Raw genomic sequence first — 15,666 nt, 5'->3', positions numbered from 1 at the left:
TACCCTAAAATAAAAACTACCCTAAGTGTAGATGATTAAACTGTAATACCGTCGTCTCTGCCCCTTTGATTCCTTTGATTGCAATCTAGGTAATCTCGCCATCTTCGTACCCTAAAATAAAAATATCCTAAGTGTAGATGATTAAACTGTAATACCATCACTCTGACCCCTTTGATTACCTTTGATTAACCCCTTAATTAGGTCCAAGTTTACTCTGACCTCAGATACTTCCAGGGTGTCTTCTTAAGCAATTTTATTTAGGAAGAGTACTAAACATAGAATATGCTTCATCGATCACAGTTATAGCAAATTTCGCTTTTAATCTGTTGTTCATTGGGCAAGGAATTCTCTTAAAGTTTGAACTCAGATTAATGTTTTCACACCATGCGACAACAGCCGTTAGTTCTGGTTCAGATAAAAATATTGATCTTCGGGCTAATTGTTCTTCAGCTGTAATAAAACCTGATAGATCTTGTCCGTGAGATTCAATCGTATGTAAACGACTTTCAATACTACCTACTTTATTTTGTACATCTGTTACAGCTGCTTCAATAATCTCTTGTTTAGCTATTGAATCTGCTAAATTTCTAGAGTTTTGGGCTAAAATCTCTGCCATTTGTGATAATAACGAACCTTTCGCTTCGGTGGGAGGTGGGTAGACTCCATATTTAACAATCGATGGTACAACCTCGTGAAAAAGCCACTTCTGGAATTTTTTTGCTGCCGGACTTTTGTCACCTGAAATTACTCTGTAAAGTCCGGGGTGTGTAACAAACATTTCTGTTTCCCCTTTAAATTTTGGCTCTGATACCGGGACACTCAAATATTCGTCTTCTTCTAAAGTAGATGCAACTGTCTTAAGTACACTAGGCATAGCGATGTATCTATTTTTTTCACCTAACTCACTATTTTCTTTAGACAACGTTTTTAGGACATCAAGTAGTGAGACATGAACAATATCTTCTACGTTTATCGTTCTAATGTCAGACTCTCCACTATTTCCTTTGTAACAAATATTTATTAGCTCGCTGCCCATCAATTACCTCCAGTGTGATAAGTAGAACCTCTATTTTGAGGCTTGGGTTAATTTTATCTCCAATTTTTATCCATTGGAAGATTTAGTAACATACATCTAACTGCATCTAAATCTTTTTGACTGTTGTACCTCTATGAATGGAAACTTCTGACTTACCACTAAGGGGACACTGTGACAACAGGTGCGATCTTCAATGCTATGCTTTCTACACTATCAGTATCAGTTGTAAAACCCGCTAAACCAGGAAGAATTCCACTGAATTCTTTAACATCCTCAAAAGTACAGTTTACTAGAACTGGTATTAAAGTTTCCTTATGTAAAAGTGCACCAAGCTCTCTTTCAGTCCAAAATCGGACATCCACGATAATTAGGACATCCACGATAATTAATTGCGAAGCAACCTTTTAGTCGGCTACGCCGATGCTCTTGATCTACCCTCGACTCAAGGCTCGCCACTTATCTACTCATTTTTGTAGGTCAATCGCCGAGGACAGGCAATTGAGTAATAGCTCGTCGGGAACGAATTATTACGACCTGCAAAAATGAGTTGTTAAGTGGATGAAGAGCATTGCCCTCGAGCGGCACTTTTTGCTTACTTTTTGCTGCTGTAGGCAAAAAGTAAGTCGGGCGAAAGGGATTTCGTGTGAAAAAGGGCATGAATGCCAGTAAGCGCCAGCGCATAAAAACGGCGTAGCCAAAAACAAAAAACGAGCCTAAGCTCGTTTCTCAAAATACCAAAGAAAGTTTGAAATACTTTTCAAAAATTAAGAATTACTCCTCAATATAACTCTCAATCGAAGGACATTCACAAAATAAATTGCGGTCCCCAAAAACATCATCGATGCGGTTAACCGAAGGCCAAAACTTATTTTTGGCAACGGCTGCGACTGGATAGGCGGCAAGGTGTCTGTCGTAGCTGCGGTTCCAGTTGTTGTCGCAAATATCTTCGAGTGTGTGAGGTGCATTATGAAGTGGGTTGTCTGTGCCATCCCACTCGCCTGCTTCCACTTTGGCAATTTCACCGCGGATATTCACCATGGCTTCAATAAACCTGTCGAGTTCGGCTTTGGCTTCAGACTCTGTAGGTTCAATCATTAAAGTGCCAGCTACGGGGAAACTCATAGTAGGCGCATGGAAACCATAGTCGTTAAGGCGTTTGGCAATGTCGACTTCGGTGACACCTGAGCTTTCTTTTAGCTGGCGTAAATCAATAATACATTCGTGGGCGACGCGGTTATTGCGGCCGCGATATAACACTGGGTAATGCGCCGAGAGTTTTTCAGCGACGTAGTTGGCGTTAAGAATGGCGACTTCGGTGGCTTTTTTAAGGCCCGCGCTGCCCATCATTTTGATGTACATGTAGCTGATTGGCAAAATGGAGGCACTGCCCCATGGCGCGGCCGAAACTGCGCCGTGTTCACGTGTTTGGGTATCACCGGCATTTTCAACAGCTACCACTTTGTGGTTAGGTAAAAATGGCGCTAAGTGGGCTTTAACCCCTATTGGCCCCATACCTGGTCCACCACCGCCGTGTGGGATACAGAAGGTTTTGTGTAAGTTTAAGTGAGAGACATCTGAACCGATATAACCTGGCGAGGTAATACCTACTTGGGCATTCATGTTAGCGCCGTCCATATACACTTGGCCACCATGTTGGTGCACTATGTCGCACATTTCTTTGATGGTTTCTTCGTATACGCCGTGGGTAGAGGGATAGGTGATCATCGCACAGGCTAAGTTGTCAGCCACTTCGGCTGCTTTTTGACGTAAATCGTCTAAATCAACGTTACCATTTTTATCACATTTGACCACTACCACTTTCATGCTCACCATTTGCGCCGATGCGGGATTGGTGCCGTGGGCAGAACTGGGGATCAAACAAACGTTACGGTGCCCTTCCCCTCTGCTCTCATGATATTTTTGGATGGTGATTAAACCTGCGTATTCACCTTGTGCGCCAGAGTTAGGTTGCATCGACAAAGCGTCGTAACCTGTAATATCAATTAGCCATTCGCTTAATTCGTCGAGTAGCTGTTTGTAACCTTGGGCTTGTTCTATTGGTGAAAAAGGATGTAGCTGTCCAAATTCAGGCCATGTCACTGGGATCATTTCAGTGGTCGCGTTGAGCTTCATGGTGCAAGAGCCTAAAGAAATCATCGAGTGATTAAGAGCCAGATCTTTGTCTTCTAATGATTTGATATACCTGAGCATTTCAGTTTCTGAGTGATAACTGTTAAATACTGGGTGGGTCAAAAACTCTGTTGTTCTGATTAATTCTTCAGGAATTGAATCGCTGCCGTTGCTTACTATGTCTTGGTCGAAGGCTTTTACATCTAGTTCAACGTTAGCGCCTACAAAGGCTTGATACAGTGCCTGAAGATCATCCCGTGAAGTGGTTTCGTCTAAACTGATACCTAAGGCACCGTCAATGTCGGTGCGTAAGTTTAGTTGGTTATCTAAAGCGGCATTGATGATTGGTTGTTTGTTGCTATTCACTTTAACCGTTAAGGTGTCGAACCAAGTGTTATTGACTAGCTCAAAACCGGCTTTAATTAGACCCGCGGCAAGAATGTCTGCAAAACGATGAATACGCGATGCAATCGTTTTTAAGCCTTCTGGACCATGGTAAACGGCATAAAATGAAGCCATGTTAGCCAGTAAAACCTGAGCAGTACAAATGTTAGAGTTAGCTTTTTCGCGACGAATATGTTGTTCGCGGGTTTGCAATGCCATACGTAAAGCAGGACGGCCGCGAGTATCTTTAGACACCCCAATAATACGACCTGGTAATGAACGCTTATAACTATCGCGAGTCGCAAAAAACGCAGCGTGAGGACCACCGTAGCCCATAGGTACACCAAAACGTTGGGCGCTGCCTAACACCACATCGGCACCCATTTCTCCCGGCGGTTTAAGCATCACTAAACTAAGTAGGTCTGCAGCCACTGCCACTATGCCTTTATTGGCTTGTACTGCAGCGATGATATTTGCAATATCTGTCACTGCGCCTGTTGTACCTGGATATTGTAATAACGCACCGAATATATCGTGTTGGCTAGCTTCTTCGGCTTTGCCAATCATAATATCAAAGCCGAACATATCAGCACGAGTTTGCACTACGTCTAACGTCTGCGGATGAATATCGTCAGCCACGAAAAATGTATTGGCTTTACGGTTTTTAGACACACGTTTAGCCAAGCCCATGGCTTCTGCCGCTGCTGTGGCTTCATCTAATAACGAAGCTGACGCTAGTTCCATGCCTGTTAAGTCAATGGTCACCTGTTGGAAATTCAACAAGGCTTGTAATCGGCCTTGGGCAATCTCCGGTTGGTACGGCGTATAAGCGGTATACCATCCTGGGTTTTCTAATACATTTCTTAGTATCACATTAGGGGTAAAAGTATCGTAATAGCCCATACCAATAAACGAACGCATCACTTGATTTTTGCTAGCAACAGTCTTTAGATAAGCCAAAGCTTCAGCTTCGGTTTGTGCTTCACCAATTTTTAATGGCTGAGGTAAACGAATACCTTCTGGTACAGTTTGCTGCATTAAATCATCTAAAGATCCCGCTCCTACTGCAGCAAGCATGTCTGCCATTTCTGCTTCGCTGGGGCCAATGTGACGACGCACAAAATCTTGTTTTTGTTCAAGCTGTGATAATGAAAAATGAGATAATGACATGGCTGACTACAAATTCCTGATGTGAGCAAAGAGTGAAAACCGTTTAACTGGTGCTCACTCTTTAACTAGAAAAATATTTAAAACATGGCTTAGTGGTAATAAAACCGATACGGTGAGTAAGTGTTACTCGTCTTCAATACTACCTTCGTACCCTTCGGCATCTAACAAAGTTTCCACTTCTGCTGGATCTTCGGCTTTAATTTTAAACAACCAACCGTCGCCATATGGGTCAGAGTTGACCAACTCAGGGGTATCTTCTAACTCTTCGTTTACTGCCACCACTTCGCCACTGATTGGCGCATAAACATCAGATGCGGCTTTCACTGACTCAGCTACAGCAATATCGTCACCCGTACCTACTTCAGCACCAATATCTGGCAACTCAACAAACACCATATCGCCTAATAATTGCTGCGCATGGTCGCTGATACCGATTGTAAACACACCTTCTCCGTCTGGACGTACCCATTCGTGAGTTGAGGCGAAACGTAAATCTGCTGGAATGTTGCTCATGTTGGTTCCTATTAATTTATTTAATTAACTGTTTTCTTATAAGACACTTTTGCCATTTCTGACGAAGCTGGGTTTGACCACATTTACTGTAACCCACTTTTTGCGGATTTCAACTTCGGCGCTAGTGCCTACTGTTGCAGGTACTCGGGCCATTGCAATACTGTGACCTAAAGTTGGTGAAAATGTACCAGAAGTAATCACTCCTTCGCCACCGCTAACCCGCACTTTTTGGCCGGCGCGTAATACGCCTTTTTCGGTCATGACTAAACCTACTAGCTTATCGGTACCTTCAGCTTTTTGTTGTTCTAAAGCTTGGCGACCAACAAAGTTTCTATCGCTGGGCTCCCAGCTAATGGTCCATGCCATGTTAGCGGCTAATGGTGAGATAGTTTCATCCATATCTTGGCTGTACAAATTCATTCCCGCTTCTAAGCGAAGTGTATCCCTAGCGCCTAATCCGCAAGGTACGACTCCAACATCGAGTAATTTTTGCCAGTAATCGGCAGCATCGGCGGCAGGCACCATAATTTCGTAACCTGCTTCACCTGTGTAACCCGTAGTGGCTATAAATAAGTCTTCGGCTTGCACGCCAAAAAAGGCTTTCATGCCTGCAACCGCTTCTTTTTGTGCGGCTGAGAATAACTCGGCAGCTTTGTTTTTGGCATTGGGGCCTTGCACTGCAATCATTGCAAACTCGGGGCGCTCGGTAATAACCACGTCGAAACTCTCAGCCTGTTTTAATAGCCAATTCATGTCTTTTTCGCGGGTTGCAGAATTCACGACTAAACGATAATTGGTTTGGTCAAAATAATAAACGATTAGGTCATCAACTACGCCACCAGCTTCATTTAACATGCCACTGTATAACGCCTTTCCTTTGTCTTGCAGTTTAACTACATCGTTAGCCAGTAAAAAACGCAGATATCCCTGAGCGTCTTTACCCGTTACATCAACTATGGTCATATGAGACACATCAAACATACCTGCATCTTTACGTACCGCATGATGCTCTTCTATTTGTGAACCATAATTGATGGGCATTTCCCAACCATGAAAGTCGACCATTTTGGCCCCTGCTTCCAAATGTTTAGCATGTAAAACTGTTTTATTTGCCATGAAATACTGTGTCCGTAGTGAAACTATGGCAAAAGTATAGAGCCGCTAAACCACGACAACAAATTGAAATAAATAATGTTTACATTTACATTTCTTATGAATAATCGAATAATCATTTAAAACTCTTATTTAATCGGTTAGTTAAATGAAACAGCTTTCTTTGGACAATTTGCGCACCTTTGTGGCTGTAGTGGATTTAGGTGGCTTTGCAAAAGCGGGGGAAAAACTCGGACTGACACAACCTGCAGTCAGTCTGCAAATAAAACGTTTAGAACAACAATTGTCGAAACGTCTATTTAGCAAACAAGGCCAACGGCAAATTGTTAATCCAGATGGTTTAAATTTATATAAAACCGCCCAGGCTATGTTGGAATTAAACGATGGTATTTTTCGTCAATTTCAGCCTATGTCGTTAAAAGGCAGATTAAGACTAGGGATCCCTAGTGAATTTGCGACTACTTTGCTTCCTAGCATCATTGGTGAATTTGGTAAGTTATATCCAGATGTATCTCTAGAAGTCACCTCTGCATTGAGTAAATCTTTACTTGAAGATAAAGACCTCAATGGCTTTGATCTTGTTTTGGCATTAGTTGACCCCGACATTGAAGTTTCGGGACAAGTATTATTGATAGACGAATTGGTGTGGGTGGGCGATCGTAATTTGGCGTATCCTCAAACGACTTTATCGCTAGTGTTAGCCCCAGATGGCTGTGTATATAGAAGTCGCGTTATTAATAAACTGAAACAACAAACCCAACAATGGCGAATTAGTTATACCAATGCCGATTTAAGTGGCATCACAGCAGCAATTAAGCAAGGTCTAGGTGTTAGCGCTTTGGCCAAAAGTAGCGTGCCAAAACAATTGGATATCATTCAACATAATTATTTACCAAAGTTAGGCACTATTAAGATCTGTTTGTTTGCCGGAAAATCACAACATCCCCATGCCAGCGTTAAATTAGCAGAGTTTATTCAATCAAAATTAGTACAGGCATCTTAACTAATGGTGCTTAACTCAGCTCATCCAGATTGCTCTTAAAACAAAAAAACCGTTGGATGCTGTTTAAATTAAACAACATCCAACGGCTTTTTATTCCACTTATTAAAGCGGCATTGTCAATCGCGTTACTTAATAATAATCAACGCCACACAACTCACTATTAACATAAGTGACAACATTCTTTTACTATACTTTCCATGATAATAAGCTTTACGTCGTTCCTTGAAGATTGGTCCATCAGGATGTACTCCCGATGATTGCCTTCTTTCACCAACTAAACGTTTCATAAAACACCCCAAACGGAACTAACAATACTAAAGGTTACTTTTGATTAATTATTATACGATATAACCTTCGGATAAGATCTTAACCTTTTAGTTCATTTATTTCATCGGCTTTTTTAACAAAAACTTAACTTAATTCAAAATTAGTGCGAAATACTGGTTTTACCTGACGAATTTGTACTAATCATCCGATTTCAAACGCACGTATGTTTTGTACTTTTTTTGTAGCAAACGGTCGATATAACGGGTCAGCTTTATTTTGTGACTAATAGCGTTATCTAACGCATCAACCAATTCAGTCAACATGGTTTTATAGTACTCCACGTCTTTAATTTGTCCGTCTTCTGTTGCCCCATCTAAAATTCCTTTTGCTTTGGCCTGGGTTTGAGCTTGTTTTTCTGGCAAGAACATTTCGTCTGATACTTCCTTGATCACACTTTCGACCGCGTCTTCGTCAAAGGTCTCTAACTCTTCAAGAAAACCAAAAAGCAGAATTCTGTCCATGAGGGCGTTAATTTTTCGGGGGATACCATGTGTAAACTGGAAAATACGATCATAAGCTTCGGTAGAAAACAACGCTCTACCATCCCAGCCTGCGTGTTGCATTCGATATTCAATGTAACCTTGGCATTCCACATCAGTTAGTGGTGCTAAATGGCACGACGCAACAATACGTTGCCTGAATTGCTCCATGTTGGGTGCGCGAAGTATAGGTTGCAACTCTTCCTGCCCTAACAAGAAACTTTGTAATAAAGGTTTCCCGGCAGCTTGGAAGTTAGACAACATACGCAGCTCTTCGATGGTTTCTAATGGTAAATTTTGCGCCTCATCTACCAGTAACAAGGCACGTTTGCCTTGGTTGTGAAGTGCCATTAAAAACGCTTCAAGATCGTTGAGAATATCTGATTTAGTGCTGCCTTTAACGGGTACGTTGAATTTGCTGGCTACCATTTTCACCAATTCATCCGGTGACAATTTTGGTGAAACAATCTGGGCTGCGACTATACCTTCTTGCATATCATGCAATAAACTGTTGGCTATAGTGGTTTTACCGGTACCAATATCACCAGTTATCACAATAAAACCTTCAGCCTGTGATAAGCCATATTGTAAATAGGACATGGCGCGTTTATGCCATTTACTGCCAAAAAAGAAGCTAGGATCGGGCGTCAGTTGAAAAGGTTTAGAAGTTAGTCCGTAATAATTTTCATACATAATAAAAAGTCACTTTATCCTATGAGCGATAGCAAGTTTATTAAGCTAGCTTAAGCCATCTTCCTAGGCCATAGCAATTAAATAACGTAACAATAAATACTCAAATAATGGCAGAGGCAACCTGCGGCTACAAATACATGCCAAATGGCGTGGGTAAACTGTATTTTTTTACTCGCATAAAATACTGCGCCTACCGTATAACAGAGGCCACCAGCTAAAAGTAAGTAAAAGCCGTTAGTTTCCAAGGAATTGTACAAAGGATAAATATAAAATATTGCCAACCATCCCATCAACAAATAGCTCATTAACGACACCTTAGGGAAACGGTTATTGGCAACACACTTAAACACCACGCCAATGATTGCAATGGACCAAATCAACACCATAGCCGCTAACCCTACCGTGCCTCCGACAGCCAGGACCATCAAAGGTGTGTAAGTACCCGCTATCAAGATATAAATTGCGCTGTGGTCGATGACTTTTAAGATTCTTTTTGAGTCGGGATTGTTGATTCCGTGATATAGAGTCGAAGACAAAAACATTAACATCATGGACACACCAAATACCAAACAAACTACCTGCTCTAGTTTTCCGTCCACTCGCAGCAACATAAGTATCAAACCAACAAAAGCCGCAATAAACCCCAAGCCATGTGTGGCAGCATTTAACGATTCTTCAAGTGGTGAGTAAGGACGAACAGAAAGCTTGGAAGAGTTCATGAACTATGATCTTAGAAAACTAGAGAGACAGTGTATAATTTCAGCGTACAGTTGTACACTGAAATATATGTGAACTTTCTTTGCTTACATAGGTAGATACAAATATTGTGCTGGCGTTTTTGGATGGTTACCCCACATAACACCGCCATCTCGAGGTCTTTGGACTTGAGTACATTCAAGTCAGTGATGCTTCCTCAATAGTATAATTAAGCGCATTGAAGCCGAGCAACACGCGGGATCCGGCGTGAAAACTCAAGGAGCGTAGTAAAGGAGAGCCCCTGATTGTGCTATTGTTAAAGAATAAAACGCTCTAAGGGCGTCATATTCTATGTTTTTCATCACTAAAAGTGATAACTAAGAGTGATGCCACCATCGGCGCGTTTTTCTTTACTGTGATGGCCTTCGCCATATCCCAATTCTACATGGATACGCATACCTGCATTATTTAAACCGCTGAAGTTATAGCTATAGGTCAAAGCTAAACCATTGGTCGTTTCTTCATCAAACATCTTGCTCAATGAACATCCAATAGCACTACCGATTATTTCCACGAAATCGTCCCCTGGAGTACTAGCGGTGTTGCTTTCGTTATCAGTGTTAGGGCAAGGAGTTTTATCTTCTCTAGCGCCAATTGCGCCCGCTATAAAACCAAGCGCATGTTTATTTGTATTGCTAATTGCTTGTTCAAAGCCAATCGAAAAACCATCATCGAATCCTATTTTATAGTTTGCATACCAACGTTTTTGGTTATCAACTGAGGCTAGCGAAATTTCGGGCACGACAAAAAATGGATAACCACCTCCTATGGAAAAATTAACATCATTTGCTTGAACCGCCTGAGGCGTAACACTCAAAACTATAGTGGTTAACATTATTCTGCATCTAAATCCCACTGAAACCTTCCTTATATATTCAAAAATATGCCATCTTTGGCGAGCAATATACCTGATAGAGTGGCTTAGAATATTGATCATATTTGTAGCTAAATGTAATCATATGAGACTTTTGACACACCTTTGCTCGGCAACTAGTCAACTCTTGTCATTGACTAAAACTATTCATCTCCAGTGAAGAGCTTTAATTTACCTATGAATACGTCCTTGGTATGCATATCACCTGAAAAATCGTAAGGATAGGAGTGCCCTTCTAGGCATAAAAGTCACGCATCATGTACAATCCCTACCGAATCAAAACAACTGCTACGGTAAACTCGTGACTCCTTGGTACATTTACATAATCGAAAATAAGTTAGGCCAGTTCTACACTGGTATTTGTACCGATATTGAACGACGCTTCGCAGAACATCAGTCTAATGGGCCCAAATGCGCCAAAGCATTGAAAGGCAAAGGTCCGCTGACATTGAAGTTAAGTGGAAAAGTAGAAAATCATTCAGAAGCATTAAAACTGGAAATTTGGATCAAAAAATTGAGTAAAGCCAACAAAATAAAATTGGTAAATAACAGTTTTTATGATGCCCCTATAAAAAACATGTTACTGCAAAAGGAAAACAATAATGCAAAATAGTGCTCCAATATCTCTGCCCCCTGAACTAAATGAATTAGGGAAAGAGCGTTGGCAGGCACTGCAGTCCCACGAGGCGTTTTCTTCTGAATGTCACAAGTTTGCAGAGCAAATCAGAACAAGCTTTGCATTGAGTGATTTTATTTTTGAGCAATGTTTAAGAAATCCAGCTTGGCTGAGGGAGTTGCTGCTTGAAGAAATTTTGTTTGCGGAACACCTAGACTACCCAAGCCTTCTCACACAGTTGCTAAATAAGGTGGATAGCGAAGCCGATTTACAAAAGCAACTGCGACACTTTAGAAACTTACATATGCTAAGAATTGCATGGCGCGATTTGAATAACATGCAATCGATTGAAAGTTCGTTGGCACAAGTATCGGACTTGGCGCGACAATTAATCATTCAAACAAATCATTGGCTGTATCAATTTTTACAGCCGCAGTTTGGGATTCCACAAGGGGAGTTTGGCCCTCAACCTATGTTGATCCTTGGCATGGGGAAACTAGGCGGAGGCGAATTAAATTTTTCGTCTGACATCGATTTAATATTCAGTTATCCGGCACAGGGTGTCACTTCTGGCGGAAGAAGGTCTGTTGAACACCAACAGTTTTTTACCAAATTAGCCCAAAAGCTTATTACTGCTTTAGACCAAATAACCTCAGATGGCCAAGTGTATCGAGTAGATATGCGACTTAGACCATTTGGCGACAGTGGCCCTTTAGTGATGCACTTTGATGCAATAGAAGATTATTATCAAGAACAAGGCCGAGATTGGGAACGTTATGCCATGCTCAAGGCTTCTATCTTGAATACTCCTTGCCCCTACTCACAGCAGTTATCAGATATTTTGCAGCCATTTATCTATCGTCGCTATTTAGACTTTAGTGCCATTGAATCATTGCGCAGTATGAAGTCTATGATTGAACAAGAAGTGCGCAGACGCGGCCTAACCAATAATATTAAGTTAGGTGAGGGCGGAATAAGGGAAGCTGAATTTGTTGTGCAAAGTTTACAACTTATTAATGGCGGACGAGAGCCAAGCCTCAAAGTGCAAAGCTTGCAATTGGCATTAACGGAACTTGTAAAATTGCATATAATTCCTGAGCAAAGCGCCACAGATTTATTGCAAAGTTACTTGTGGCTGCGAAAAGTAGAGCACTGTTTACAGCAATTTGCCGATAAACAAACTCAGGTACTACCTAACAATCATACAGACCAAAACCGCCTTTTATCTGTATTGGGTATCCAGAACTATCAAGATTTACTGCAACAATTGGCAAAGCATTGCGGCATTGTCCACCAGCAATTTTCATTATTAGTTAAAGAAGACTCTGTTCTAGAAGATGAAGTAGCTGACGAACAGCAACAAGGCGCAAAGGATCTTTGGCAATTACAATTAACCGCACAAGAAACACAAAGTATTTTGAATTATTGGCAGTTGCAAGATGAAGTCACGGTAACTACTGGCCTACCAATTGGTGAAGAAGTGCACCAACAAATAGATAGTTTTAAACAAAGTCTAACTAAACAGCGCATTGGGCAAAGAGGACTCACCACTCTTCATAACTTGATGCCTGTCATTATTCATAAAATTTTAAGTTCTAGCGCAAACAATCATGTTGAATTATTTAAGCGCGTTTTTTCTGTTTTGCAGGCGATTCTTGGGCGTACAGCGTACTTACAGTTATTATTTGAAAACCAAGCGGCATTATTTCATTTAGTTAAACTCTGTGCTGCTAGTCCCTGGGTAACCGAACAAATCGCGCGGTTTCCACTGTTGCTAGATGAGCTACTCAATCCAATTTCTTTATATCAGCCTGTAGCTTTTAATCAATATGCTGATGAACTTCGTCAGGCATTATTGCGGGTTGAGCCAGAAGATCTCGAACTGCAAATAGAAACTCTGCGTCAGTTTAAATTGACCCAACAATTAAAAATCGCTGCCGCTGATATTTCTAATGCATTGCCCATAATGCAAGTCAGCGATCACTTAACACATCTGGCCGAGGCCATTATTGTTCAGGTAATTGACATAGCTTGGCTACAAATTACTGCTAAGCACGGGGTACCCGTTTGTGAAAGCAATGGCGCTAAAAATATGCAAGACAAAGGATTTGCGGTGTTGGGTTATGGCAAACTGGGTGGGTGGGAGTTAGGTTATGGCTCGGACTTAGATTTAGTTTTTGTACATAATTGCGACGGACAACAGCCGACCAATGGCGATAAACCCATAGGTGCGACAGCCTTCTATATCAAACTAGCCCAACGTATTTTGCATATATTTACTATCAAAACGGGTTTAGGCCTACTCTACGACATAGACATGCGACTTCGCCCCTCTGGTAACGCTGGATTGCTGGTGTGTCATGTGGATGGTTTTGCGACCTATCAAACTGAAAATGCGTGGACTTGGGAACATCAAGCACTGGGCAGGGCCAGATTTATAACGGGTGGCCACGAATTGCAGCAACGCTTTAGTGGGATACGACTAGATATTCTATCAAAACCAAGACAGTTAAAAGAATTAGCTCAAGAAGTGGTGTCGATGCGCATCAAAATGCGCGACCATTTAGCCAAAGGCACGGCTCAGCATATTGATTTAAAACAAGATGCTGGCGGCATTGCAGATATCGAGTTTATTGTGCAATTTATGCTTTTAGCGCATACCTGTTCTTATCCAAGCCTTGCCAAGTGGCCAGATAATGTGAGAATTCTAGCCGACTTAGCAAAACTATCGTTAATCAGCCAAGCTGAGGCAGACATTCTGATCCAAGCTTATTTAGAGTATCGCAACTATGCCCACAGGTTAGCCTTACAGAATGCTACTCTGGTTGCAGCCAACGCCTCTCTGAGCGATTTGCAGCAACAAGTAAAAACTATTTGGCAAAAATATTTACTGGAGTTAGTAGCAGAATAAAACGTGATGGGTCACTTTATTTAACCCGAGCTCAGGTTATTTACGTGCTAGCGCACATTGTTTTTCTAGATATTCAGAAGATGTTGCGGTAATCACCAGAGAGCGCTGTCGCGGACACATGTAAGCCTTAACCTCTCCATTAAAGTTGGCATCAATGGCGTCTGCGATAATTTTTAAACTACCTAGAATCGAATCGTCTAGTTGAAAAGGATGTTTGACAATAAAGTCTTGGTCAAGCTCCCAAATGACTTGCATACCTTCAGACTGAGCATAATCGGTTATGGCACTTCTGAGTGTACTGCCTGCTTTGAACATCCGATGTTTGTGCTCTCCTACCCACCTGCCAGATATAGGCTTTTGTAGACTTTCCATTTTTTGTAAACGTTCACCAAGCGGTTTTTCGGAGGTTTTCACCTCCATAACAAAGTCACCTAATTCTTCTTCACGAGGATGGCGAGAAGACAAACGGTAATCTTCATAAAAGTTACTCATGTTACTGGCAATCGTTTTTTTACCCATCTCACCTTCTGGTAGCACAGATGATTGGTTATTTTGTCGCATTAGCAATACTGCCGCCGCAATGGCGATAATGATAATCGCCAACATAACGTGCTTCAGCCAGAATAAAGAATTAGATACTTGTTTAGTTTTTCTCATTACACCTATTTACAGTTAAATCACTAATCGTACAAAGATGGATCATCATCATTTGGTCTGGTCTTAAAACGCTTATGCATCCACAAATATTGTTCTGGCGCTAGCATGACCATTTTTTCAATCATTTTATTAATTCGAGTCACATCATACTTATCGTCACCAGAGGGGAAATTCTCCAGTCCTGGCAAGGCAATAATTTTGTAGCCGTTATCAGTGCGGACTGAGACTAAAAATATGGTTTCGCAATTTGCTTGCTTTGCAAATAACAAAGAACCTTTTGTGGTCGCCATTTCTGGGACAGCAAAAAATGGGGTAAATTCACATCGAGTACGCCCATAATCTTGATCTGGCAAATAAATACAGAGTTCGCCATCATCTAACGCTTGAATCAATCCCCTTACATTACGTTTATGAACCATATATTTGTTGGCTCGATTACGACCATAATACTGCATGTATTCCATAAGCCGATTATTGTGCTTGCGGTAAAACACCACTGATGGATATTCACGACCTAATATTCTGCAAGCAAATTCTAGATTCATATTGTGAATAGCATAAGCCAACACCCCTTTACCTTTGGCCAAAATGGCTTCGATATGTTCACGTCCTTCAAACTCTGCAACGCCATTTACGCGCCAAGAAGGCCACCACCACCCCATGCTGGTTTCGAGAATTGCCAAACCAGCATTGTCGAGATTAGTCTTTAACATTGCTGCGCGTTCCTGTTCACTCAAGTCAGGAAAACACAATTCAATATTTCGCTTTGCAATGTGGTAACGTTTTTTGGCGACTACTTTAAGTAATTTACCTAACAACTTACCTATAGATAACTGTATTTTGTAAGGTAGCCAAGAAATGCTATACAGAATTAAAATGCTCAACCAAGTTAACCAATATTTAGGTAAGAAAAATTCTAATTCAAACTCAGGAGCGACTACTTTTTTTGTTGACAAACTGATCTCCGACTAATTCACTGTCCATAGTTTAATACGGAAAACCGA

12 protein-coding genes are annotated in these 15,666 nt (G+C 41.3%); 3 read left to right on the top strand and 9 right to left on the bottom strand.

Features of this window, described 5'->3' with window-relative positions; translation table 11 throughout:
- Positions 1-253: 253 nt before the first annotated feature.
- The 4 genes from KO534_RS07445 to gcvT form a co-directional block, all read right to left on the bottom strand.
- Entirely contained in the window at positions 254-1,036 is a 783-nt protein-coding gene (locus tag KO534_RS07445) for a BRO-N domain-containing protein (RefSeq protein ID WP_215928992.1), read from the bottom strand.
- A 771-nt stretch (positions 1,037-1,807) separates the two neighbouring features.
- A complete protein-coding gene (gene gcvP / locus KO534_RS07440) occupies positions 1,808-4,720 on the bottom strand; it encodes an aminomethyl-transferring glycine dehydrogenase (protein WP_215928990.1) in 2,913 nt (970 codons plus the stop codon).
- A gap of 123 nt (positions 4,721-4,843) precedes the next feature.
- Positions 4,844-5,233, bottom strand: coding sequence for a glycine cleavage system protein GcvH (gene gcvH / locus KO534_RS07435; protein WP_215928988.1), 390 nt, complete (start codon positions 5,231-5,233; stop codon positions 4,844-4,846).
- A gap of 36 nt (positions 5,234-5,269) precedes the next feature.
- Positions 5,270-6,349 carry a glycine cleavage system aminomethyltransferase GcvT gene (gcvT, locus tag KO534_RS07430; RefSeq protein ID WP_215928986.1) on the bottom strand — a complete coding sequence of 360 codons (1,080 nt, stop codon included), beginning with the start codon at positions 6,347-6,349 and terminating at the stop codon, positions 5,270-5,272.
- A gap of 145 nt (positions 6,350-6,494) precedes the next feature.
- Here gcvT and KO534_RS07425 point away from each other — a divergent pair, with 145 nt between their 5' ends.
- A complete protein-coding gene (locus KO534_RS07425; RefSeq protein ID WP_215928984.1) occupies positions 6,495-7,349 on the top strand; it encodes a LysR family transcriptional regulator in 855 nt (284 codons plus the stop codon).
- A gap of 464 nt (positions 7,350-7,813) precedes the next feature.
- On the opposite strand, the gene KO534_RS07420 is transcribed toward KO534_RS07425, so the two are convergent.
- From KO534_RS07420 to KO534_RS07410, 3 genes are all read right to left on the bottom strand, one after another.
- Positions 7,814-8,848 (bottom strand): XrtA/PEP-CTERM system-associated ATPase, encoded by a 1,035-nt coding sequence (locus KO534_RS07420; protein WP_215928983.1) that lies wholly within the window; start codon positions 8,846-8,848, stop codon positions 7,814-7,816.
- 77 nt (positions 8,849-8,925) lie between these two features.
- Positions 8,926-9,567: a PAQR family membrane homeostasis protein TrhA gene (trhA, locus tag KO534_RS07415; RefSeq protein ID WP_215928982.1), complete on the bottom strand. Its 642-nt coding sequence runs from the start codon at positions 9,565-9,567 to the stop codon at positions 8,926-8,928.
- A 341-nt stretch (positions 9,568-9,908) separates the two neighbouring features.
- Positions 9,909-10,439: a hypothetical protein gene (locus tag KO534_RS07410; protein ID WP_215928981.1), complete on the bottom strand. Its 531-nt coding sequence runs from the start codon at positions 10,437-10,439 to the stop codon at positions 9,909-9,911.
- 340 nt (positions 10,440-10,779) lie between these two features.
- Here KO534_RS07410 and KO534_RS07405 point away from each other — a divergent pair, with 340 nt between their 5' ends.
- Complete coding sequence (locus KO534_RS07405) at positions 10,780-11,091, top strand: GIY-YIG nuclease family protein (RefSeq protein WP_215928979.1); 312 nt, start codon at positions 10,780-10,782, stop codon at positions 11,089-11,091.
- Positions 11,081-14,005, top strand: a complete 2,925-nt coding sequence (gene glnE / locus KO534_RS07400; RefSeq protein ID WP_215928977.1) for a bifunctional [glutamate--ammonia ligase]-adenylyl-L-tyrosine phosphorylase/[glutamate--ammonia-ligase] adenylyltransferase — start codon at positions 11,081-11,083, stop codon at positions 14,003-14,005. Before KO534_RS07405 ends, glnE begins: the two co-directional genes overlap by 11 nt.
- A 36-nt stretch (positions 14,006-14,041) precedes the next feature.
- Here glnE and KO534_RS07395 read toward each other — a convergent pair whose 3' ends face one another.
- Positions 14,042-14,662, bottom strand: coding sequence for a toxin co-regulated pilus biosynthesis Q family protein (locus KO534_RS07395; RefSeq protein WP_436836577.1), 621 nt, complete (start codon positions 14,660-14,662; stop codon positions 14,042-14,044).
- A 23-nt stretch (positions 14,663-14,685) separates the two neighbouring features.
- On the bottom strand, positions 14,686-15,618 hold the full coding sequence (gene lpxL, locus KO534_RS07390; RefSeq protein ID WP_215928975.1) for an LpxL/LpxP family Kdo(2)-lipid IV(A) lauroyl/palmitoleoyl acyltransferase: 933 nt from the start codon (positions 15,616-15,618) through the stop codon (positions 14,686-14,688).
- Positions 15,619-15,666 lie beyond the last annotated feature (48 nt).

It is taken from the genome of Paraglaciecola arctica, from assembly GCF_018861065.1.
Taxonomy (GTDB): Bacteria; Pseudomonadota; Gammaproteobacteria; order Enterobacterales; family Alteromonadaceae; genus Paraglaciecola; species Paraglaciecola arctica_B.
Note: the sequence above shows the minus strand (reverse complement) of the source record. Positions and strands in the feature narration are given on the sequence as shown.